Source organism: Amycolatopsis sp. 505 (genome assembly GCF_031625235.1).
Classification (GTDB): domain Bacteria; phylum Actinomycetota; class Actinomycetes; order Mycobacteriales; family Pseudonocardiaceae; genus Amycolatopsis.
This window is the reverse complement of the sequence record NZ_JACKQP010000003.1, coordinates 402,252-422,725: the sequence shown is the minus strand read 5'-3', so window position 1 is coordinate 422,725 and position 20,474 is coordinate 402,252. Positions and strand designations below refer to the sequence as shown.

17 protein-coding genes are annotated in these 20,474 nt (G+C 73.7%); 2 read left to right on the top strand and 15 right to left on the bottom strand.

Annotated elements, in window-relative coordinates:
* Positions 1-3: 3 nt before the first annotated feature.
* The 14 genes from H5965_RS13480 to H5965_RS13415 form a co-directional block, all read right to left on the bottom strand.
* A complete protein-coding gene (locus H5965_RS13480; RefSeq protein ID WP_310970008.1) occupies positions 4-3,309 on the bottom strand; it encodes a serine hydrolase in 3,306 nt (1,101 codons plus the stop codon).
* On the bottom strand, positions 3,306-4,253 hold the full coding sequence (locus tag H5965_RS13475; RefSeq protein WP_310970007.1) for an ABC transporter ATP-binding protein: 948 nt from the start codon (positions 4,251-4,253) through the stop codon (positions 3,306-3,308). The genes H5965_RS13480 and H5965_RS13475 overlap by 4 nt, the downstream gene beginning before the upstream one ends.
* Positions 4,250-6,127 carry a dipeptide/oligopeptide/nickel ABC transporter permease/ATP-binding protein gene (locus H5965_RS13470; RefSeq protein WP_310970006.1) on the bottom strand — a complete coding sequence of 626 codons (1,878 nt, stop codon included), beginning with the start codon at positions 6,125-6,127 and terminating at the stop codon, positions 4,250-4,252. The genes H5965_RS13475 and H5965_RS13470 overlap by 4 nt, the downstream gene beginning before the upstream one ends.
* Position 6,128: 1 nt before the next feature.
* Positions 6,129-7,109 carry an ABC transporter permease gene (locus H5965_RS13465; RefSeq protein WP_310970005.1) on the bottom strand — a complete coding sequence of 327 codons (981 nt, stop codon included), beginning with the start codon at positions 7,107-7,109 and terminating at the stop codon, positions 6,129-6,131.
* Entirely contained in the window at positions 7,106-8,698 is a 1,593-nt protein-coding gene (locus tag H5965_RS13460; protein WP_310970004.1) for an ABC transporter substrate-binding protein, read from the bottom strand. Before H5965_RS13460 ends, H5965_RS13465 begins: the two co-directional genes overlap by 4 nt.
* A complete protein-coding gene (locus H5965_RS13455) occupies positions 8,695-9,585 on the bottom strand; it encodes a serine hydrolase (RefSeq protein WP_310970003.1) in 891 nt (296 codons plus the stop codon). The genes H5965_RS13460 and H5965_RS13455 overlap by 4 nt, the downstream gene beginning before the upstream one ends.
* Positions 9,582-10,967, bottom strand: a complete 1,386-nt coding sequence (locus H5965_RS13450; protein WP_310970002.1) for a serine hydrolase domain-containing protein — start codon at positions 10,965-10,967, stop codon at positions 9,582-9,584. The genes H5965_RS13455 and H5965_RS13450 overlap by 4 nt, the downstream gene beginning before the upstream one ends.
* A 17-nt stretch (positions 10,968-10,984) precedes the next feature.
* Positions 10,985-12,088, bottom strand: coding sequence for an o-succinylbenzoate synthase (menC, locus tag H5965_RS13445; protein WP_310970001.1), 1,104 nt, complete (start codon positions 12,086-12,088; stop codon positions 10,985-10,987).
* The gene (locus H5965_RS13440; RefSeq protein WP_310970000.1) at positions 12,085-12,969 is read right to left on the bottom strand and encodes a GNAT family N-acetyltransferase; all 885 of its coding nucleotides are present in this window, start codon (positions 12,967-12,969) and stop codon (positions 12,085-12,087) included. The genes menC and H5965_RS13440 overlap by 4 nt, the downstream gene beginning before the upstream one ends.
* Before the next feature lie 23 nt (positions 12,970-12,992).
* Positions 12,993-14,114, bottom strand: a complete 1,122-nt coding sequence (locus tag H5965_RS13435) for a M20 family metallopeptidase (protein ID WP_310969999.1) — start codon at positions 14,112-14,114, stop codon at positions 12,993-12,995.
* Complete coding sequence (locus H5965_RS13430) at positions 14,111-15,670, bottom strand: amidohydrolase family protein (protein WP_396136907.1); 1,560 nt, start codon at positions 15,668-15,670, stop codon at positions 14,111-14,113. Before H5965_RS13430 ends, H5965_RS13435 begins: the two co-directional genes overlap by 4 nt.
* Before the next feature lie 155 nt (positions 15,671-15,825).
* The gene (locus H5965_RS13425; RefSeq protein WP_310969996.1) at positions 15,826-16,467 is read right to left on the bottom strand and encodes a TetR/AcrR family transcriptional regulator; all 642 of its coding nucleotides are present in this window, start codon (positions 16,465-16,467) and stop codon (positions 15,826-15,828) included.
* 52 nt (positions 16,468-16,519) lie between these two features.
* Positions 16,520-17,407, bottom strand: coding sequence for an alpha/beta hydrolase (locus H5965_RS13420; RefSeq protein ID WP_310969995.1), 888 nt, complete (start codon positions 17,405-17,407; stop codon positions 16,520-16,522).
* Positions 17,404-18,420: an SDR family NAD(P)-dependent oxidoreductase gene (locus H5965_RS13415; RefSeq protein WP_310969994.1), complete on the bottom strand. Its 1,017-nt coding sequence runs from the start codon at positions 18,418-18,420 to the stop codon at positions 17,404-17,406. Before H5965_RS13415 ends, H5965_RS13420 begins: the two co-directional genes overlap by 4 nt.
* A 122-nt stretch (positions 18,421-18,542) precedes the next feature.
* Here H5965_RS13415 and H5965_RS13410 point away from each other — a divergent pair, with 122 nt between their 5' ends.
* Entirely contained in the window at positions 18,543-18,944 is a 402-nt protein-coding gene (locus H5965_RS13410) for a DUF6010 family protein (RefSeq protein WP_310969993.1), read from the top strand.
* On the top strand, positions 18,941-19,141 hold the full coding sequence (locus tag H5965_RS13405) for a hypothetical protein (RefSeq protein WP_310969992.1): 201 nt from the start codon (positions 18,941-18,943) through the stop codon (positions 19,139-19,141). Before H5965_RS13410 ends, H5965_RS13405 begins: the two co-directional genes overlap by 4 nt.
* Positions 19,142-19,190: 49 nt before the next feature.
* Here H5965_RS13405 and H5965_RS13400 read toward each other — a convergent pair whose 3' ends face one another.
* On the bottom strand, positions 19,191-20,453 hold the full coding sequence (locus H5965_RS13400; protein WP_310969991.1) for a hypothetical protein: 1,263 nt from the start codon (positions 20,451-20,453) through the stop codon (positions 19,191-19,193).
* Between the last annotated feature and the right edge of the window lie 21 nt (positions 20,454-20,474).

Genomic DNA, 20,474 nt, shown 5'->3' with positions numbered 1-20,474 from the left:
CGGCTACCCGACCTTGGGCGTCGCGCGGACGCCGCTGTGCAGGTACCGCTCCCCCGTGGGCAAGGTGTAGAACGTCGCCGAGATCCACGACCGGGTACCCGGCTCGCGGAACGCGAACTGCGGGCCGCCCAAGGGGATCAGGTCGTGTTCCGTCGTCGGTTCCGGGACCAGCTCGGCGATCGGGCCGGTGATCGACTGCCGCATCCGCAAGCCCGCCTCCCCCTCGAAAACCTCGATGCGCATCGACGCCCGTTCGTACACTCCGACGAACTCGTCGACCTCCACGGACGGCGGCTCGGCGGCCGGCGCAATCGGACGCGGCAGCGCCACTCCGGCCAGCGAAGCGAAGATCTCGCGGTAGAGCTCCTCGTACAGGTCGCGAGTGTTGCCGCCGTTGGTGAGCAGCGTGACCGCCAGGCCGTGCGAGGGCAGCAACCGCAGGAACGCCGACTGCCCGATCGTGTTGCCGTCGTGGCCGATCACGCGGTGGCCGTCCCACTCGAAGCGGATCCAGCCGAGGCCCCACGAATCACCCAGCGTGTGCTTGTCCGGCATGTCCGCCTGCCACTCGGTCATCGCCGCCGCCGACGCCTCCGACAGCACCTCACGGCCGCCCGCCAGGTGCATGCGGGCGAACTCCAGGACGTCCGCCGCCGTCGCCGTGATCAGGCCGGCCGGACCCGCCGAACGCGGGAGGGTCCACGCCGGGGCCGGTGCCGGCGCGCCGTCGCCCGCCGCGACGTGGCCCATCGCCGCTCGGTGCAGCAACGCCTCCTCCGGCAATGTGCCCGTGTGGGTGAGCCCCAGCGGGGTGAACAGCCGCTCGCGCAGGGCCGCGTCCCACGTCTGCCCGGTCAGCTTCTCGATCACCCGGCCCACCAGCACGAACCCCGAGTTGCAGTAGGACAGCGTCGCCCCGAGCGGGTGGTTCTGCGCGACCCCGTCGAGGAGGCCGACGAACTTCTCGAGGCAGTCGTCGCCGCGGCCGGTGTCGGTGAAGACGTCGCCGTCGATGCCGCTCGTGTGGGTGAGCAGGTGCCGCAAGGTCACCTGCTTGGTGACGTCCGGGTCGGCCAGCCGCAGCTCGGGCAGCACGTCGGCGATCGGCGCGTCCAGCTTCAGCAGCCCCTCGTCGACCAGCTGCATCGCCACCGTGGCCGTCCAGACCTTGGTGATCGAGCCGATCTGGAACACCGAGTCGTCGGTGACCTCGACCCCGGTCGCCGTGTTCAGCACGCCGTGGCTCGCGAGCACCCGCTCGTCGCCGCGCAGAATGCCCAGCGACGCGCCCGGGACGCGGTGCTTGCGCGCGAGCGCGGCCAGGCGCCGCTGCCAGTGCGCGGCGTCCAGTGGGACCTGCGCCGGCCGGCCCGGCTCGCCCGCGTACTGCGAAACCCAGTCGACGATGCGGCGGTTGAAGTCCCGCCGGTGCGACGGCTTCCCGTCGAGGATGAACAGGTGGGACGCGCCAGGGTAGAGCACCAGGCGGGTCGGCACGCCCTGCTCGCGCAGCGCGGTGAACCACTGCTCGGCCTGCCCGGCCGGGCACCGGTCGTCGGCGGCGCCCTGGACGACCAGGGTCGGCGTCCGCACTTTTTCCACTTGGGCCAGCGGGGAAAGCGCCGCGTAGTGGGCCCGGTTCTCCCACGGGATCGCGCCGAGTTCGGCGACGCCGAGGTAGTGCCCGCTGTCGGACGTGCCGGCCATGCTGACGACGTCGCTGACCACCCCGCCCGCGATCGCCGCGGCGAAGCGGTCGTCCCGGCTGGTGAGGTAGCAGGTCATGAAGCCGCCGTAGCTGTAGCCGGACACGGCGAGCCGCCGCGCGTCGGCCACGCCCTCGGCGACGAGGGTGTCCACGGGCTCGAGGAAGTCCCGGGCGTCGGCGACGCCCCAGGCACCGACCGCCGCGGTGTAGAACGCTTCGCCGTAGCCGTCGCTGCCGCGCGGGTTGAGCAGCAGCACCGCCCAGCCGCGCGCGACGAGCTCCTGGTGGTAGAGGTGCACGGCGTCGGCGGTGCCGTTCCACGCGTTGTGCGGGCCGCCGTGGATGTCCAGCAGCAGCGGCCGCGGCCCGGTGCGGGCCGGGTCGCGCAGCAGCCAGCCGGCCACGACCGTGCCGTCGGAGATGATGAACTCCCGTTCCTCGCCCGCGAAGGGGTCGAAGCCGGGCCCGTGCGCGGTGCGCAGCTCGATCTCGCCGCCGGGGAGGTCGACCGTCGCGATCTCGCCGTAGGACGTCGGCGTGCCCAGCACGATCGCCGCCGTGTTCCCGGCGACCGACATCGCCGCCACGGCGTTCCCGGTGCCGCCGAGCACGAGCCGCGGCTCGCCCCCGTCGGGATCGACGGCGTAGAGGTGGGTGTAGCCGCGGTCGCGCGCGCAGAACAGCACGGTGTCGCCGGCAAGCTGCGGCAGCGCGCCGGGATAACCGGGCGCCCCCGGCATGACGTTCCGGTCCAGCGGCGCGGCCAGGTCGGTGGTTTCCCCGCCGTCCAAGGGAATCCGCAGCAGCCCGAGGTGCCCGGGTGCGGTGTCGCGGCGGCCGACGACCAGCAGCGCACGGCCGTCGGCCGTCCAGGTGACCGTGCCGCACATCCCCTCGCCCGAACCGACCAGGCGAGGTTCGCCGCCGGGTTCGACGACGTACGCGCCGGAGCGGAACGTCAGGTCGGCGTCGGCGTCCTGGCCCGCGGGGAAGGCCAGCAGCGCGCCGTCCGGCGACCACGCGGGGTCGCCCGCGTGCCAGTCCCCCGACGTCACCTGCCGGACCTCGCCGGTGGCGACGTCGAGGACGTGGACGTGCTTGCGCAGCGTCCGCAGCAGCCCGGCGCCGTCGGCCTTGAAGTCGAGCCGGTCGGCGACCACGGGGGCGCCCGCGCGACGAGCCCGGGCGGCGTCGTCCTCACCCTCGTCCGCGGCGAGGTCGACCGGGGCGGCGAAGGCGATTTCGGCGCCGTCCGGGCGCCAGACCGGGGTGCCCGCGCCGAGCGGCAGCGTGGTGACCCGTTCGGGCTCGCCGCCGTCCGCCGGGAGCAGCCACAGCTGGGCCGGGCCGTCCTGGGCGCGCAGGAACGCCAGGCGCGTGCCGTCCGGCGACCACCCCGGCGCCAGGTCGGCCGGACCGCGGGTGAGCCGGCGCGGCTCGCCGCCATCGGTTCCGACGAGCCAGAGCGAGCGGGTGTCCTCGTCCTTGTCGCGGTCGGCGGTGCGCAGGACGTACGCGATCCGGCGGCCGTCCGGCGCCATCGCCGGCTGCTCGGGGAAGGCGAAGGCCTCGAGGTCGTCGATGCCGGGACGTCGGGTCATGCGGATCTCCTCGTGGGATGGCCGGCGGCGAAGTGGCACGCCGCGGAGTGGGACCGGCCCGCGGCCTCGCCGGCCGGGTCGGTGGTGACGCAGACCGTGCGGTCCGGGTGCGCGAGCGGCCCGATCGGGCAGCGCGGGTGGTAGCGGCAGCCGGACGGCGGGTGGTGCGGATCGGCGGGTTCGGTGTCGGCGAGCGGGTCGTCGCCGGTGTCGTCGAGCAGGCTCCGGTGGGCCGACGGCGCGGCGGCCAGCAGGTCCCGCGTGTAGGGGTGCTGGGGATCGGTGAGGACCTGCGCGGCGGGCCCGGCCTCGACGATCCGGCCGAGGTACATCACCGCGACGACGTCGCTGACGTACCGCACCACGGCGAGGTTGTGCGAGATGAACAGCATCGACAGCGCGAGCCGCCGCTGCACGTCCCGGACCAGGTTGAGCACGGCGCCCTGCACCGAGACGTCGAGCGCCGAGGTGATCTCGTCGGCGATCAGCACCTTCGGCCGTCCCGCCAGTGCCCGGGCGAGCGCGACGCGCTGCCGTTGCCCGCCCGAAAGCCGGCCGGGCAACATGTCCGCCCGATCGGGGTCGAGGTTCACCAGTTCGAGCAGCCGGGCCACCTCGGCCCGGCGGCCGGCACCGCGCGGCATCGCCTCGGCGATCGACTCCCCGATCGCCATCCGGGGGTCCAGCGACGAATACGGGTCCTGGAACACCATCTGCAGCGGCCGCCGCCGCGGCAGCCGGCGCACGTCGACGCCGTCGAGCCGGACCCGGCCCGCGCTGACCGGCGCGAGCCCGGCGGCCGCCCGGGCGAGGGTGGATTTGCCGGAGCCGGACTCGCCGACCAGGCCGACGACCTGCCCGGACGGGACGGTCAGGCTGACCCCGTCGACCGCGGTCAGCCTGCCGTAGCGGACGCTCACGGCGTCGAACTCCAGAGCGCTCACGCGGCACCCTCCTCCTGCGACTGTCCGGAAAGGACGGTGACCTGCGGGTGCCAGCAGGCGACCCGGTGGCCGTCCCCGGCGGGTTCGAGCACGGGGTCTTCGGCGCGGCAGCGGTCCGAGGCCAGTGGGCACCGGGCGGCGAACGCGCAGCCTTCCGGCACCTGGCCGGGTTCCGGCGGGCGGCCGGGGATGACCTCCAGGGGCCGGTCGCGGTCGGTGTCGAGGTCGACCGTGGTGGCCAGCAGCGCCCGCGTGTACGGGTGCTGGGCCGCGGCTCCGCTCGGCAGGTCCTCGACGATCCGGCCGGCGTACATCACCAGCATCCGTTCACAGGTCTGGGCCACGACGGCGATGTCGTGGCTGATCAGCAGGATCGCCGCGCCCTCGGCCTCGCGCGTGCGGGCCAGCAGCCGCAGCACCTGCCGCTGCACGGTGACGTCGAGCGCGGTCGTCGGTTCGTCGGCCACGATCAGCTTCGGCCGGCCCATCAGGCCCATGCCGATCATCGCCCGCTGCCGCATGCCGCCGGAGAACTCGTGCGGGTACTGCCGCGCCCGCCGCTCGGGGGCCGGGACGCGCACGGCGGCCAGCCGGTCCACCGCGCGGGCGAACGCCTGGCGCCGCGACAGGCCGTGGTGCTGCTCGGACACTTCGGCGAGCTGGCCGCCGACGCGGCGGGCGGGGTTGAACGACGTCATCGGGTCCTGGAACACCATGGCGAGCGCGGTGCCGAGCTCCCGGTCGGACGCCTCGGCCAGGGCCTTCCCGGCGAATTCGAGCCGGTCGGCGGTGACCAGACCGGGCGCTTCGACCAGCCGGGACACGGCCAGCGCGGTCAGGCTCTTGCCGGAGCCGGACTCGCCGACCACGCCGATCGCCTCGCCCGCGCGGACGCTGAAGCTGACTCCGCGCACCGGGACCGTCCAGCCGGACGGCCCGGGGAACGCCACCCGGAGGTTCTCGACCACGAGCACGGCGTCCGCGGGCGGCTCGCCGGGCGCGGACGGGGCCGCCGGAAGCGGCGGCGCCCCACGCCGGGTCGCGTGGGTCCGGACGCCGACCACCGCGGCGACCGTCTCGCCGACCAGGTTGAACGCCAGCCCGGCGAGCACCACCGCCGCGGCCGGGGCGAGCGCGGCCACCGGGGTGACGTAGATGCCGTCCAGGCCCTCGCGCAGCAGCCGTCCCCAGTCGTAGTCCGGCGCCTGCACGCCGATGCCGAGGAACGACAGCCCGGCGAAGGCCAGCAGCGCCGAGCCCGCCCCGATGGTCGCGTTGACCACCAGGGGCTCGCCGATGTTCGGCAGCACGTGCCGGGCCAGCAAGCGAATCCGGCCGACGCCGGCGATCCGGGCCGCGGCGACGAAGTCACGTCCGCTGACCGACGCCGAGAGCGTCTGCACCAGCCGCGCGAACGCCGGCGCCGTCGCGAACCCGATCGCCAGGACCGCGCCGTGCGTGCCGACGCCGAAGATCACCGCGAGGAACAGGGCGAGCAGCAGGCCGGGGAACGCGACGGCGATGTCGACGACCGCCGTCAACAGCCGGCCCACGCGCCGGGGCAGCACCGACGGCAGCGTGCCGAGGACGACGCCGGTGCCGGCGCCGATCGCGGTCGCGAGCACGGCCAGGCCGACCGAGAGGCGGGTCGCGACCAGGGTGCGCAGCAGCAGGTCGCGGCCGAGGGAGTCGGTGCCAAACGGGTGTGCCCCGGACGGACCCTGGCCGATCGCGTCGGTGTCGATCGCGGCCGCGCCCTCACCCCACAGCAGCGGGGCCAGCGCGGCCAGGACGACGACCAGGGCCAGCAACACCGCCGAGCACGCGCCCACCGGGGTGCGCAGGGCCGCCGCCCAGGTACCGCGTCGCGCCATGTCACGCCTCCCGAATGGCCGAGCGCGGGTCGAGCAGCCCGAGCACGACGTCGACCAGCAGGTTCACCAGCAGCACGCCGACGCCGTAGACGAGCACGATCCCCTGCACCAGCGGGTAGTCCTTCTGGAGGATCGACTGCACGATCGTCGAGCCGAGGCCGGGCCAGGCGAAGACGTTCTCGACCAGCACCGTGCCCGCGACCATCCCGGTCAGCATCAGCCCGCCCAGGGTCAGGGTCGCGGTCAGCGCGTTCGGCAGGGCGTGCCGGACGTAGACCAGCCGCGCGGGCAGCCGTTTCGCCCGCGCGGTGCGGACGAAGTCGGCGCCCAGCACCGAAAGCAGCTCCACCCGGACGATCCGGGCGAGCACCGCCGACGGCCCGGTGGCCAGGGCCGCGACCGGCAGCACGTACGCGCTCGCGCCGTCGCCGCCGGCCACCGGGAACCAGCCGAGGCCGACCGCGAGCAGCGCCACCAGCGCGACCGCCACCAGGAATTCCGGGACGGCGGCGAGGAAGGCGCTCACCGACGTGAACGCCAGCTCGCTGCCGCGACGGCGGCCGCCGCGGGTCAGCACCGCGAAGGTCAGGCCGACCGGGATCGCGACGGCGACGACGACCGCGAAGGCCGGCACCGCCAGCTGCAGGGTCGCCGGCAGCCGGTCGCCGATCACCTGCGTGACCGGCTGGCCGCTCGCCATCGACGTCCCGAGGTCGCCGGTGACCAGGCCGCGCAGGTAGTGCCCGTACTGCACCCACAGCGGGTCGTCGAGGCCGAGTTCCAGCCGCTTCGCCCGCACCAGGTCGGCCGGGGCGGTCATCCCGAGCGCGGCGCGCACGGGGTCGCCCGGGACCAGGTGGATCATCAGGAAGGCCGCGGTGACCAGCGCCCACAGCGAGACGGCGAACCGGGTCAGCCGCCGCGCGGCGAACGCCGGCCACGGTCCGCCGCGCAGCCGCGCGGGCGCCGCCGCCGTGGTCATCGCGCGTACATCCGGATCGACGACGGCGTGATGGAGCCCTGGCTGACCTCGAACCGCGACGCGTTCGCGTAGTACGGCACGACGGAGTCGATGTAGGGCACGACGTCGACGTGCTTGATCAACGCGGTCTCGGCGGCCTGCCAGGCCGGGCAGCTGGCCTCGCCGCTCATCGCGGCCGCCTGCTTCACGCCCTGGTCGTAACCGGGGTTGGCGATGTGGCCGAAGTTGGTCCCGTCCGGCGCCGCCGGGCCGGACACGAACGGCACCAGCTGGCTGGGCAGGGTGAGCCCGAGCGGCCCGAGCGACACCTCCCACTCGCCGGTGCCGAACAGCACCTGGGACAGGCCGGGACTGTCGACGGCCTTGAGCGTGACTTCGGCGCCGAGGGACTTCCACGTCTGCTGGGCCAGTTCGGCCGTGGGCGCCATGGTCGGGCCCAGCTGGGTGCCGTACAGGACGGTCAGGGTCAGCCGCTTGCCGCCCTTGACGCGCACGCCGTCCGCGCCGGCCTTCCAGCCCGCGGCGTCCAAAGCGGACGCGGCGGCGGCCGGGTCGTGGTTCGGCAGGTGGCCGGTGACGGTGTCGCCCGAGCACGCCTTCGGCTCGGCGGTGACCAGGCCCTGCGACGGTTTGCCGGTGCCGCTGGTCAGCACCTTGCCGAGCTGGGCGAGGTCGAGCGCCTGGGTGAGCGCCCGCCGCACGGCCTCGTCCTGGCCGGGGCGTCCGGGGGCCTGGTTGTAGAAGATCTCCCCGAGCGGGGCGAGGTAGTCCGCGTGGAAGAGTTTGCGCGCTTCCAGCCGCTGGCGGTCAGGCCCGTTGATCTGACCGGCGTTCAGCTCGCCGGACAGCAGCAGGTTCGCCGCCGTCGCGGTGTTCGGGACGACCCGGGCGACGACCTTGTCCGGCAGGCCGGGCTGCTGCGCCTGCCACTCCCCCGGTCCCCACGCGTAGTCCTTGCGGCGGGTGAACGTGTAGTGGTCGTTCGGCACGATCTCGGAGACGGCGAACATGCCGGTGCCGCTGCCGCCCGTGGCCAGGAGTTTCCGGTCGGCCAGTCCCTTGCCGCAGACGATCGGCAGTGCGCCGACGTTGCGGAGCAGGAACGCGTCCGGTCCGCCGCTGGTGACGGTGATCGTCCGGGTGGCTTCGTCGGCGCCGGCCTTGGTGCCGGGCGCGATCGTCAGGCCGGCGAACGGCGACTTGTTGGCCGGGTCGCCGACGAAGACGATGTTCGCGGCGACGTCGGCGGCGGTCAGCGGGGCCCCGTCCGCGCAGGTGATGCCGGGCCGCAGGGTGAACTTCGCCGTGGTGTTCGTGGCGTCCCACTTTTCGGCGAGGTTCGGGAGCGGCTTGCCGTCGGGGGTGAGGTCGAGCAGGGAGTCGTAGAGGAACCGGTCGACCTGGGCGGCCACCGCCAGCACTGACATGTGCGGGTCGAGGTTGCCCGGGTCGGAGGGCAGCCCGAGGGTGAAGGTCTTGCCGTCGGCGAGAGTGCCGCCGGCCGCGCTGCCGCCGCCCGGTCCCCCGCAGGCAGTGGCCGCGAGGGCGAGCGCGCCGACCAGGACCACCGCTGTCCGTGGGTATTTCATGGGTATTCCTTCCGGAGGTGGTCCACGGCGAGCCGGCCGGCCCGGCCGATCGCCGCGTCGATGGCGGGTTGGCGCTCGGCCAGGGAGTTCGCGCGGGTGAACACCGCGACGGCGAACCGGCGACCGTCCGGATAGGACACGACACCCGCTTCGTTGCGCACCGCGGGCAACGTGCCGGTCTTGGCCGCGACCCCGACGTCCGAAGGGAATCCGGACGACAGGCGGTGCGGCCAGATCTGCCGCGCCAGCATCGACCGCACCCGCTCGCACGCCGCCGGGTCACCGGCGCGGTCGGTCCACACCGCGTCCAGCAGCTCGGTGATCTCCCGGGGTGTCGACGACGTCGTGCGCTCGGGGTCCAGCACCGCGAGCTTCCACGTCTGCTCGGGCGTCGCCTCCGCGAAGACCGCGTCGATGTCGGCGCCCTCGGCCGCCCCGAGGTCCGCCAGTACCGAGGCGAACAGGTCCTCGCAGCAGCCGATCAGCCGGGTGCGGTGCAGGCCGAGATCGGTCAGGAGGCGGTCGACGGCCTGCTGCCCGACCCGGTGGTAGACGACGTCGGTGGCGGCGTTGTCGCTCATGGTCAGCATGAACAGCGCGAGGTCGCGCCAGCTCATCTCGACGTCGTCCGCACAGCCCGCGGTGCCGATGCCGCCGATGCGGTAGCGGCGGCCGACGCGGGTGCGGGCCGTCTCGTCGAGCCGTCCCGCCGCGGCTTCCCGCGCGTAGGCGACGGCGACCGGGATCTTGAACACCGACGCCAGCACCACCGGATCGTCGGCGCCGACGGCCACGGACGGGCCGCCGCCGATCTCCCGCGCGTGCAGGAACCCGCGCGCGTCCGCCCGGGCGAAGACTTCGGCGATCTCCGCCTCCACCGCGCTCACGCGTCGACCCGCCGGTCGGCGCGGCCGGTGTGCAGGTACAGCGCCCGGCCGGAGCCGTCGTCGCCGACGAAGGCGTGCGGCACGTACATGCCCTGCATCGGTTCGGCCAGGATCAGCGTGTCGCCGTTCAGCGCGACCAGCTCGGTCTTCTCCGGCTTGGCCAGCTCCGCGAGGATCCCCTTCGGGATGCGCTCGACCCAGACCCGGCCGTCGTCGTCCTGGCTGACCACGATGTCCGCCACCGACGACGAGTATTCGCCGACGTACCGCGAGGCGTCGAACCGCGGCGCGGCCGGGTCGGGCACCGGCGGCACCCGCAGGGCGATGCCGGTCAGCTCGCGCAGGACGTGCCCGACGACCTCGGTGTAGACGGCGATCGGGTCGCCGCCGTTGGTCAGCAGGGCCACCGCGACGTCGTGCTCCGGGGCCACGCGCAGGAACGCGGACTGGCCGATCGTGCCGCCGTCGTGGCCGACGACGAGCCCGCCGGGTGCGTCGAACAGCGACCAGCCGAGGCCCCACGCGTCACCGAAGAGACCGAGATCGGGCAGCTCGACCAGGCGTTCCCGCATCGCGCGGGCACTGTCCGCGCCGAGCACGCGGGTGCCGTCGGCGCCCTCGCCGTCCCGCAGGTGCATGGCGGCGAACGTGACCAGGTCCCGCGGGCGCATCGCGAGCATCGAGCCCGCCGGGGCGTTCGACGGCGCCAGCGCCCAGGTGCTCGCGGGTTCCGGCTCCGCGCCGGGCGAGGGCGTCAGATGTCCCAGCGCGGCGCGGAAGCGGATCGCCTCGTACGGGCTCTGCGCCGCGTGCGTCAGGCCGAGCGGCGTGAACAGGTGGTCCTGCAGGCATGCGTCGTAGGTCTTGCCGCGCAGGACTTCCACGAGCCGGCCGAGCACGCAGAACCCGGCGTTGTTGTAGGAGAACATCTCGCCGGGGGCGAACAGCTGGGGGACGTCGCCGAGGGTGGCGACGTACTTCTCGACGCAGTCGGCGCCGCGGCCGGTGTCGGTGAAGATGTCGCCTTCGAAGCCGGCGGTGTGGCACAGCAGCTGCCGGACAGTGATCCGCGCGGCCGCCTCCTCGTCGCCGAGCACGAACTCCGGCAGGTACTCCCGGACCGGCCGGTCGAGGCCGAGGACGCCGTCGTCGACGAGCTGCATCACCAGGGTGGCCGTCCAGACCTTGGTGATCGAGCCGATCTGGAACAGCGAGTCGACGTCCGCTTCGACGCCGGTGGCCTTGTTGAGCACCCCGGCGGCGTGGTCGGCGATCTCGCCGCCGGCGTACACGGCGACGGCGGCGCCGGGGACGTGGTGCTCGGCCAGCAGGGCGGGCAGCCGGGTCTGCAGCCAGGCGGAGAGTTCGGGGAGTTTCGACATGGGGACCTCTCGTTTCGCTAGGCGAGCCAGGACTTCGCGGTGGTCACCTCGGCCAGCCGCCCGGGGACCGGGGTGACGCCGAGGCCGGGCCCGGACGGCACCGGCAGCCGTCCGGCTTCGAGCACGAACGGCTCGGTGATGTCGGTGCGGTAGAACCGGTCCGACGCCGAGGTGTCGCCGGGCAGGGTGAATCCGGGCAGCGCCGCCAGCGCCACGTTGGCGGCCCGGCCCAGCCCGGTCTCGAGCATCCCGCCGCACCAGACGGGAATGCCGTGCGCGGCGCACACGTCGTGCACCCGCCGCGCCTCCAGGTAGCCGCCGACCCGGCTGGGCTTGATGTTGACGATCCGGCAGGCGCCGAGCCGGATCGCGTCGCCGGCCGACCGCGCCGACACGACGGTTTCGTCCAGGCAGATCGGCGTCCGGAGGTGCTTGGCCAGTTCGGCGTGACCGAGCACGTCCTCCTCTTCCAGGGGCTGCTCGATCAGCAGCAGCCCGAACGGGTCCAGCCGCTGCAGCTGCGGCACGTCCGAGAGCGTGTACGCCGTGTTCGCGTCGACCTGCAGCAGGACGTCGTCGCCGAAGCGCTCGCGGACCGCGCGCACCGGCTCGACGTCCCAGCCGGGTTCGATCTTCAGCTTGATGCGCAGGTAGCCCGCGTCGAGGTAGCCGCCGACGACGTCCAGGAGGTGCGGGATCGAGTCCATGATCCCGACCGACACCCCGCACGGCACGGAGTCCTTCGTGGCCCCCAAAGCGGTGCCGAAGGACATGCCGTGCGCGCGCAGCTCGGCGTCGAGCACGGCCATCTCCAGCGCGGCCTTGGCCATCCGGTGGCCCTTGAACTTCGCCAGCAGCGGCGCGACCTTGTTCGCCGTCAGGTCGCCGGCGGCGAGGAGCGCGGGCACGAGGAAGGCCTGCAGCACGTGCTCGACGCCGTCGATGTACTCCGAGGAGTAGAGCGGGCCGGCCATCGCCCCGCACTCGCCCCAGCCTTCGCCTTCGGACGTCACCGCGCGCAGGAGCAGCAGTTCGCGGTCGGCCTGCGTCCCGAACGACGTCCGGAACGGGGCGACCAGGGGCATCCGCACGCGCAGCAGTTCCACACCGGTGAGCTTCATCGGGACTCCTTGGTGAGCACGTACCAGCCGGCACGATCGAATCCGGTGACCGAAGCGCCCTGGGCGAGCAGGCCGCCGAGCACCTCGCGGAGCGCGACCCGCCAGGCCCGGCCCTGGTCCGGGTCGGTGCGCCGGAGCGCCTCGATGTCCGGCGGGACGGCGACCAGCACCACCGGCGTGTCCGCGGCCCCGGTGACCGGGCCTCCGTCCGGACCGGCCGCCAGGGCGACCGCGGCGCCCCGCAGCGTCGCCGCGTCCACCCGGTCCGGCCGGCCGGCGGCGGCCGCCCGCACGGACGGGCTCGCCAGGTCCCAGGCGACCATGAGGCGGTCGGTGTCGCCGGTGCCGTTGATGCCGTCCTGCATCGGGCCGTAGAAGTCCGGCAGGTAGCGCGCCGGGCGGGCGGCGAGCTTGGTCAGGTTGAAGTGGGCGTTGCGGCGCACCAGCGGGTCGAACGTCCAGGAGATTTCCGCGACGCCCTGGCGCAGGGCCCACGCGCGCTGGTGCAGCTTGAGCGCGAAGCCGATGCCGCGGCCGTGCCCGGCCGTCGCGACCCCCGCGATGTGGCTGTGCAGTCCTCCCTTCGCGGGTTCGCCGAAGAACCCGAAGCAGGCGCCGAGCAGCTCGGGCCCGTCGAAAGCGCCGGCCACGTAATTGCCCGCCGAAACCATGGCCCGCAGCAGCTCGGCCGTCACCAGGGGGTTTCCCGGGGCGGGCCGCCAGATCGATTCGAAGAGCCGGGACACCGCGGCCAGGTCGGCGACCTCGGCCAGGGTGCGGATCCGGACGCCCGAGGCGAGCGCGGCGCCGGCCGCCGCGGCGGTGGCCTCGTCCCGCAGCGGCGGGGCTGTGTTCGTCACGACTTCTGTCACGCCCACCATCCTTTCCGGACGTTCGCCGCCGGTCACCGTTGTCCCGCACGGGATTCGTCGCCGGTGTTCGTCGGCGCGGACGAACTCCGCCGGGCCAGGACGGCTTCGGTGAGCGCGGTGAGCAGCGCGGTCCGCCGGGGCAGTTCGGCGACGACGACGTGTTCGTCGTCGGCGTGCGCTCCCCCGCCGACCGCGCCGAGGCCGTCGAGCGTCGGAATGCCCAGTCCGGCGGTGAAATTGCCGTCCGAGGCGCCGCCGACCGCGGCCTCGGTGAGCGTCCCGCCCGCGAGTTCGTTCGCGAGCACGAACAGCTCCGAAGACGCTCCCGCGTCCAGAGGTGCGCGGTTGATGCCACCGGAGATGTGGATCCGGGCCTCTTCGTGCCCCGGTGCGAGGCTTCTGATGGCGCGGTCGACGCGCTCTTGTTCGGCCGCGTCCCACACCCGCACGTCGACGGCGACGCTCGCCTTGGCGGGCACGGTGTTCGTCGTGGTCCCGGCCGTCAGCGCGGTCGGCACGACGGTGGTGCCCCGGTCCGCGTCGGCGAGCGCGGCGATCGCGAGGATCTGGTGGGCGATCTCGATCCCCGCGTTGACGCCCTTTTCCGGTTCGAGCCCGGCGTGCGCGGCGCGGCCGTCGACCTCGACGCGGTACAGGGAAACGCCTTTGCGGCGGGTCTTCAGCGCGCCGCCGTCGGCCGAGGCTTCGAGCACGAAGACCGCGTCGCAGCTCTTGGCTTCCTCTTCGATCAACGTCCGGGACAGCGGCGAGCCGATTTCTTCGTCGCCGGTGACGAGGATCGAGAGGCCGTCGCGGTCGAGCAGCGTCGCGGCGGCGTACAAGGCCATCACGACCCCGGCCTTCATGTCGAAGCAGCCGGGTCCGCGCAGGATCCCGTCGCGGACTTCGCAGGGGTGCGTGCGCAGGGATCCCAGCGGCCACACGGTGTCGTGGTGGCCGAGGAGCAGCACCCGCGGCTCGCCGTCGCCGAACCGCCAGCGCAGGTGCGTGCAGCCGCCGGTGACGATCCGTTCGGGTTCGACGCCGAGCAGGCGGCCGCCGATCCCGGCGACCACCTCGGCGCTGCGCGCGACGGCTTCGTGGTCGGCCGACGGCGACTCGCACCGGACGAGCGTCTCGATGTCGTCGATCACCGCGGCTCACCCCGCAACGGCCGGCCGGGCAGTGCTTCGGTGTCCAGGGTTCCTTCGCGGACCACCGGAACTCCGGCGACGTAGAGGTGCCGGACGCCGTGGGAGGGCCGGGTGGGGTCGGCGTAGGTGGCGGCATCGGTGATCCGGTCCGGGTCGAGGACGACGACATCGGCGTCGGCTCCGGCACCCAGGTGGCCCTTGCGGCGGGCCGCGGGCGCGACGTCGTCGAGGAGCCGTGAAGGCAGGTAGGAGCAGCGTCGGAACGCCTCGAGCCAGCTCCAGGCGCCGGTCTCGCGGACCATCAGGCGCAGGGTCTTGGCGAAGGTGCCCGCGGTGCGCGGGTGCGTCCGGCCGCCGGGCGGCAGCGGCCACTCGGTGCTTTCGCTGCGGCCGTCCGGCCAGGACACGGGCATCGCGTCGCTGGCGACGACGGCGTCGGGGAAGGCCAGGGCCCGGTGCAGCAGCGCGCGTTCGCGGGGGTTGTCCTCGTCGAGGAACTCCAGGAGGCACGGTGCGCCCGGGTCGTCCCGGCGCAGCTGTCGCAGGCGGGCTTCGTCGCGCACGCGTTCGCCGGTCTCGAGGATGACCACGCTGGACGGCCGGAGTCCCTTGAGCCGCAGGCGGTCCGGCTCGATGAAGGCGGCGCCGACCGCGGTGCTGCCGGCGCCGTAGGGGTAGGCCTCGACGGTGACGCGGGAGCCGGCGCGCCGGGCGTCGTCGAGCGTGGCGAGGACGCGGTCGACGTGGTGGCCGGAGGTGCTGTTGACGTGGCAGTGGTGCATCGCGGCGCCGGTCTCCCCCGCGGCGGCGACGATCTCGGCCGAGCCGTCGACCGGGATCGCGGGATCGACCTCGACCAGCTCGCGCACGTGGGTGTAGGTGGGCACGCCGGCCCGCGCGGCGAGGTGGGCGACGGCGAGGAACTCCGCGGGCGCGGACTGCGGCGCGTACCCCATGAGGACGCCGATGCCCAGGGCGCCCGCGGCCAGCTCGGTGTCCAAAAGGGACAGCCAGGCGGCCAGCTCGGTGGGGGTGGAGGACCGTTGCCAGGCGGGGTTGCCGAGGACGGCCAGCCCGCTGTCGATGTTCGCGTCGGGCTCGATCCCGGCGAGCACCTGCGCCCGGGCGGCGCCCCAGGAGGCGGAGAAGCCGTAGTGCAGCGGCCGCCCGGCCGCGGCGGCCTCGGCGTAGGCGCGCTCGACGGGCATCAGGCCGGCTTCGAGGTCGAGCGCGGTGGTGACGCCGTCCATCGCCTGCAGCCGCTGCCCGGCGACGGAGTGCACGTGGCTGTGCAGGTCGACGAACCCGGGCCCGACGACGAGCCCGGTGACGTCGACCTCGGTGTCCGCTTCCAGCCCGGTCCCGACGGCCTCGATCCCGTTCTCGGACAGGAGCACGTCGGCGACGCCGTCGAACCCGGTCCCCGGATCGACGACCCGGCCGCCCCGCAAGAGTGTCCGCACCCGCCGCCTCCTCGTCACCGCCCGATCGACGTGACGATAGGAGGATTTCCGCGCTTGCCGTTCGTCCCCGGCAACGAACTCGGGCCGCCCGATCCATCCGCGCGGACGAACCGAACCGGACTACACGCGTACCCACACGGACGACACGCGTACTCAGCCGGACGACACGGCGGCAGGCGGCCCGGGCACCGTGTCGTCCATCCAGGTACGCGTGTCGTCCATCCACGTACGCGTGTCGTCCGGCTGGGTCAGGAGGGCGGGGTCACCGGGGCGAGGAGCAGGCCGGTGATCGCGTCGATCAGGCCCGTGCCCGCGTCGTTCCAGCTGGCCCGCGGGGTCGGCGTGCCCTCGGCCAGGGCTCGCTCGCGCTCGGCCGTCATGTGGATCATCAGCTGGCGGGCCATGTCGCCGCGCTCGGCGCGGACTTCCGGGGGGAGGCCGTCCAGGCAGCGGTCGAGGCCCTCGACCGCGCGGGCCAGCGCCGGTGAGGACAGGGACTCCTCCACGACGATCACGCGCAGCGCCGGGTCGGTCATCACCTGGGCGCTGAACCGCGCGAACCACGTCGGCGCGCCCAGCTCGTGCAGGTAGCTCGTCGACGGGCGGACCAGGCACGCCACCCAGTCGCGCAGCTCGCCGTCGCCCTCGATGGCGTCGACGAGCTCCTCGCGCAGCCGCTCGATCCGGCCGAAGTGCTTGCGGGCGATCGCGCGGACCAGGTCCACTTTGGTGCCGAAGTGGTAGTTGACCGCGGCGTTGTTGCCCTGCCCGGCCGCCTCGCTGATGTGCCGGTTGGACACCGCGTGCACGCCGTTCTCGGCGAACAACCGCTCCGCCGTCACGAGGATGCTCTCCCGCGTGGCACTCGCGCGATCCGCCTTGACGTTCATCCACCCACCCGGTCACCCCGACGTTCTGCCGGCCCCCACCTTACGGACGCCGTCACCGGAACCGGCCCAGCCACGCCCGCGCGGTGGCCAGGTAGCCGCGGCTGAACCCGGTCGACGGCGCCCAGGCCTCGAACCCGTGCGGCCCGCCGGGCACGACGTGGAACGTCGTCGCCACGCCGGCCGACCGCAGGCGCCGGGCGTACTCGGCGGCCTCGTCGTGGAACAGGTCGATGTCGCCGACGCCGATCCAGGTGTCCGGCAGCCCGGAGACGTCGTCGCGGCGCGCGGGCACCGCGTAGAGCGGCACCACCGCCGCGCCGGGCTCGGTCCCGAGGTAGGACCGCCAGCCGAAGCGGTTGAGGCGGTTGTCCCAGACCCGGTGCCCGGCGCCGTCGAGGTCGCGCCGGGCGGCCGTGCGGTCGTCGAGCATCGGGCAGAACAGCCACTGCGCCCGCGGCCGCTCCCCCTCGTCACGCAGGCGTTGCACGAGGGCCGCGGCGAGGCCGCCCCCGGCGCTCTGCCCGCCGACGACCACCCGGTCCGCGGCGACGTCGCCCCGCAGCCACCTCCAGGCGGTGTGGCAGTCGTCGAGCGCCGCCGGGTACGGGTTTTCCGGCGCGAGCCGGTATTCGGCCGAGACGACGGTGATGCCGAGCTCGCCCGCCGTCGCGACGCAGAACCGGTCGTCCTGGGCCGCGCCGCCGATGACCAGGCCGCCACCGTGGATCCACAACAGCGTGAGGTCCGACCGCGGGGTCCGCGGCCGGTACACGCGCAGGCCGGGACGCAGTTCGACGGCGACGTCCGGTGGCGACGGCGGCCGCATCCGCGCGGTCCCCGCCCGCACCAGGCGCCGCACCCAGGCCCGGTGCAGCGGCAGGCGCGGCATCCGCCGGACCCGGCCGCGCAGCTCGGGCGCCACCGCGGACAGCGCGGTCACTGCACCGACCAGCCGCCGTCGGACGGCAGCAGGGCACCGTTGACGTTCACGCCGTCGTCGGCGAGCAGGAAGGTGATCGACGCGGCGAGCTGCTCGGCCGTGGCGATCGGCGGGATGAGACCCAGGAACTGCCCGACCCGGCCCTGCCCGAACTCCGACGGCTCCGCGTGCATCCCCATGCCGGTCGCGACCCCGCCCGGCGCGACGGCGTTGACGCGGATGCCGTGCGGCCCGTACATGAACGCGCAGCTGCGGGTGATGCCGACGACGGCGTGTTTCGAGGCGGTGTAGGCGATCCCGGCGGCCGAGCCGCGCAGCGCGGCTTCCGAAGCGACGTTCACGATGGCGCCCGAACCCGCTTCCAGCATCGCCGGGACGACCGCGCGGATCAGCCGGAACGTCCCGTCGACGTTCACGGCGAAGACACGCCGCCACAGCTCGTCGCGCACCTCGTGGGCCGGGGAGAAGTCGTCGACGACGCCGGCGACGTTGGCCAGCCCGTCGATGCGCGGTCCGGCGGCGGCGAGGATCCGCGCGACGCCGTCCTCGTCGGTGATGTCGGCCGCCACGGCGACCAGCTCCGGCGAGCCGATCTCCGCGGCGAACTCGTCCAGCCGGCCGGCCGAGACGTCGACCGCGACGACCCGGCCGCCTTCGCGGGCGATGCGCGACGCCGTGGCCCGGCCGATACCGGACGCGGCACCGGTCACCACGACCGTCCGGCCCTCGAACCGGCCGGGCACGATCCGCTCGCGCCAGCCCGCCCGGCCGGCCCCGGGTGCCGGGGTCACGCCGTGGTTGGCCCGGGCCACCAGGTCGTCGACGACGTCCTGGGCGAGCCGTCCCTGGCTCAGGACGACCAGCTGCCGCAACGGCAGCAGCCGGACCGGCGCGAGGACGGTCTCGTCCACGCCCGCCTCCGCGAGCAGGGCGCGGACGAGCGGGCCGCCGTCGGGGTGGGCGACCCAGTCGCCGATCGGGCTGTCCGCGGTGAGCGGTTCGGTCGTGGACATGGCCGCAGCGTACCCCAATTTAAGTCAAGCGCTTGAGTTAATTGCCGGGTGGCGAGATCCCGGCGTCCCCTGTCCATCGAGCCGCTGGCCGCCCGGGCGGCCGGTTCCTAACGTCGGGTTCCGTGATCGAGATCCTGGCGCCGATCCTCATCGGCCTCGCCTACGTCCTGCTCAACTCGCTGATCCCGGAGCGGCACCGGCAGCGGTTCAACGCCGTGATGGTGGGCGGTGCGGGCGCGGCCTACCTCTCCGGCGGCGCGCTCGGGCCGTGGGAACTGGTGTTCTGCGCGGCGCTGACCTACGTCGCCTTCCGCGGGCTGGACTCGTGGACGTTCATCGGCATCGGTTGGCTGCTGCACACCGGCTGGGACGTCGTCCACCACCTCAAGGGCCAGCCGATCCTGCCGTTCGCCCACGATTCGTCGTTCGGCTGCGCGATCTGCGACCCGGTCATCGCGATCTGGTGCTTCACCGGCGGCAGGTCGGTGTGGACGTGGCGGCCGGTGGGTAACCCGGTGGCATGAGCGCCGACGTCGAACGCGCCGCCCACGCCTACTGCCCCCGGTGCCACCCGGACCCGCGCCCGGGGGACGTGATCAAGGCACTGTGCGGAGCCACCCACCCGTACTACGGCCGCCGCGACCGGCCGGTCAACACCTGTCCCGCCTGCGTTCAGCTGGCCTCGGCGAACATCTACGCCTGCGGCCACCCCGGCGCGTGACGGCCGCCCCGGGGAAGTTCCCCCGGGGCGGCGGCTTTTCACGGGCGGATCACGCGGGCAGTGAGGACAGCGGCACCGCGAACACCGAACGGCCGCAGGTCTGGCTCTTCGCCGCGCACTCGGCCGTGGACCACTCCGCCATGGACCACACCAGGCCCGTCGACGAGTCGTACGTCAGCGCCTCCGGGTGCATGGCCCAGCAGGCCGTCGTCCCGGTGCCGCACGTCGCCGAGGTGCTTTTCGCCGTCGTCTGGGCCCAGAGCTGGCCGTTGATCGTCGCCGAGCTGTGGGCCACGTACCACTTGCCGGCGTTGGACAGGACGCCCTGGACGTTGCCCACGTTGCTGCGGAACGCCTCGGTCGCGGGGACCGTGCCGGACGAGGCCGCCAGCAGGAAGTCCTCGCCCATCGGGTACCGGTAGAGGCGGCCGTGGAGGTTCGTCTCCTTGAAGTACTCCGACGTCACGATGCTCGCCGGGCTGGTGCTGCGGTCCAGCGACATCGACGAGAAGCACGGCACCGCGGTGTCCGAAGCCATGTTGCAGGTGCCGCCGGCATAGCTGTAGTAGCCGATCTGCATCATCGCGTACTTGTACGTCCAGGCCGCGTAGCCGGACGACGTCTTGCCGATCGCGTTCGACGTCGTGTCGGTCATCTGCAGGATGTGCTTGGTGCTGAAGACCCGGATCGCGGTCGAGGTGCTGCCCACGGCCGTCACGTAGATCTTGTCGCCGTACCAGGCCATCCCGCCCATGTGCGCCTCGGCGGCGGAGAAGTTGCTGCCGGTGCTGTTGGGCACGGCCAGGTACAGCATCCGGTACGACGGCTTGGCGGGATCGTTGTAGTTGATCGCCTGGATCCGCGCGTCGTTGTACCGGTTCTCGTTGTCGGTGCTGAGTGCGTCGGTGCCGTGCCAGCCGGACAGGATGATCTTGTCGTCACCCCACTTCCCGTCGTCGTCGGCGTCGCCGGAGGTCGTGATGGACTGGGGGACCCACGTCGTCGTCCCGGCGCGGTCGGCGTCCCAGCACATCGCCTTGGTGGCCACCGGCGCCTTCGGCAGCGACGCCTTCTCCGCGGTGGTACAGCCGGTCATGCTGTAGCTGGGGTCGTTGACCACGGTGTTGAGGCTGACGTTCGGCAGCGCGTTGTCCAGCGCGGTGAGCGCGGCGGCCGGCGTGGCGTGCCACACCAGGTTCTGCTTGGTGGTCGTCGTCAACGGGTCGCTGTAGGCGGCGCTCGCCGTCCCGGGCAGCGCCACCACACCGGCCGCCACGGCCAGCGCGAGGAGGATCGCTTTCGGAGTTCGCATGGGAGGAGTACGCCAGCCGGC

Excerpts from the sequence above, each read along its gene's own strand:
- H5965_RS13480 (WP_310970008.1), bottom strand. The coding sequence starts at position 3,309 with ATGACCCGACGTCCCGGCATCGACGACCTCGAGGCCTTCGCCTTCCCC.
- H5965_RS13470 (WP_310970006.1), bottom strand. The coding sequence starts at position 6,127 with ATGGCGCGACGCGGTACCTGGGCGGCGGCCCTGCGCACCCCGGTGGGC.
- H5965_RS13465 (WP_310970005.1), bottom strand. The coding sequence starts at position 7,109 with ATGACCACGGCGGCGGCGCCCGCGCGGCTGCGCGGCGGACCGTGGCCG.
- H5965_RS13460 (WP_310970004.1), bottom strand. The coding sequence starts at position 8,698 with ATGAAATACCCACGGACAGCGGTGGTCCTGGTCGGCGCGCTCGCCCTC.
- H5965_RS13450 (WP_310970002.1), bottom strand. The coding sequence starts at position 10,967 with ATGTCGAAACTCCCCGAACTCTCCGCCTGGCTGCAGACCCGGCTGCCC.
- menC (WP_310970001.1), bottom strand. The coding sequence starts at position 12,088 with ATGAAGCTCACCGGTGTGGAACTGCTGCGCGTGCGGATGCCCCTGGTC.
- H5965_RS13440 (WP_310970000.1), bottom strand. The coding sequence starts at position 12,969 with ATGGTGGGCGTGACAGAAGTCGTGACGAACACAGCCCCGCCGCTGCGG.
- H5965_RS13425 (WP_310969996.1), bottom strand. The coding sequence starts at position 16,467 with ATGAACGTCAAGGCGGATCGCGCGAGTGCCACGCGGGAGAGCATCCTC.
- H5965_RS13415 (WP_310969994.1), bottom strand. The coding sequence starts at position 18,420 with ATGTCCACGACCGAACCGCTCACCGCGGACAGCCCGATCGGCGACTGG.
- H5965_RS13405 (WP_310969992.1), top strand. The coding sequence starts at position 18,941 with ATGAGCGCCGACGTCGAACGCGCCGCCCACGCCTACTGCCCCCGGTGC.
- H5965_RS13400 (WP_310969991.1), bottom strand. The coding sequence starts at position 20,453 with ATGCGAACTCCGAAAGCGATCCTCCTCGCGCTGGCCGTGGCGGCCGGT.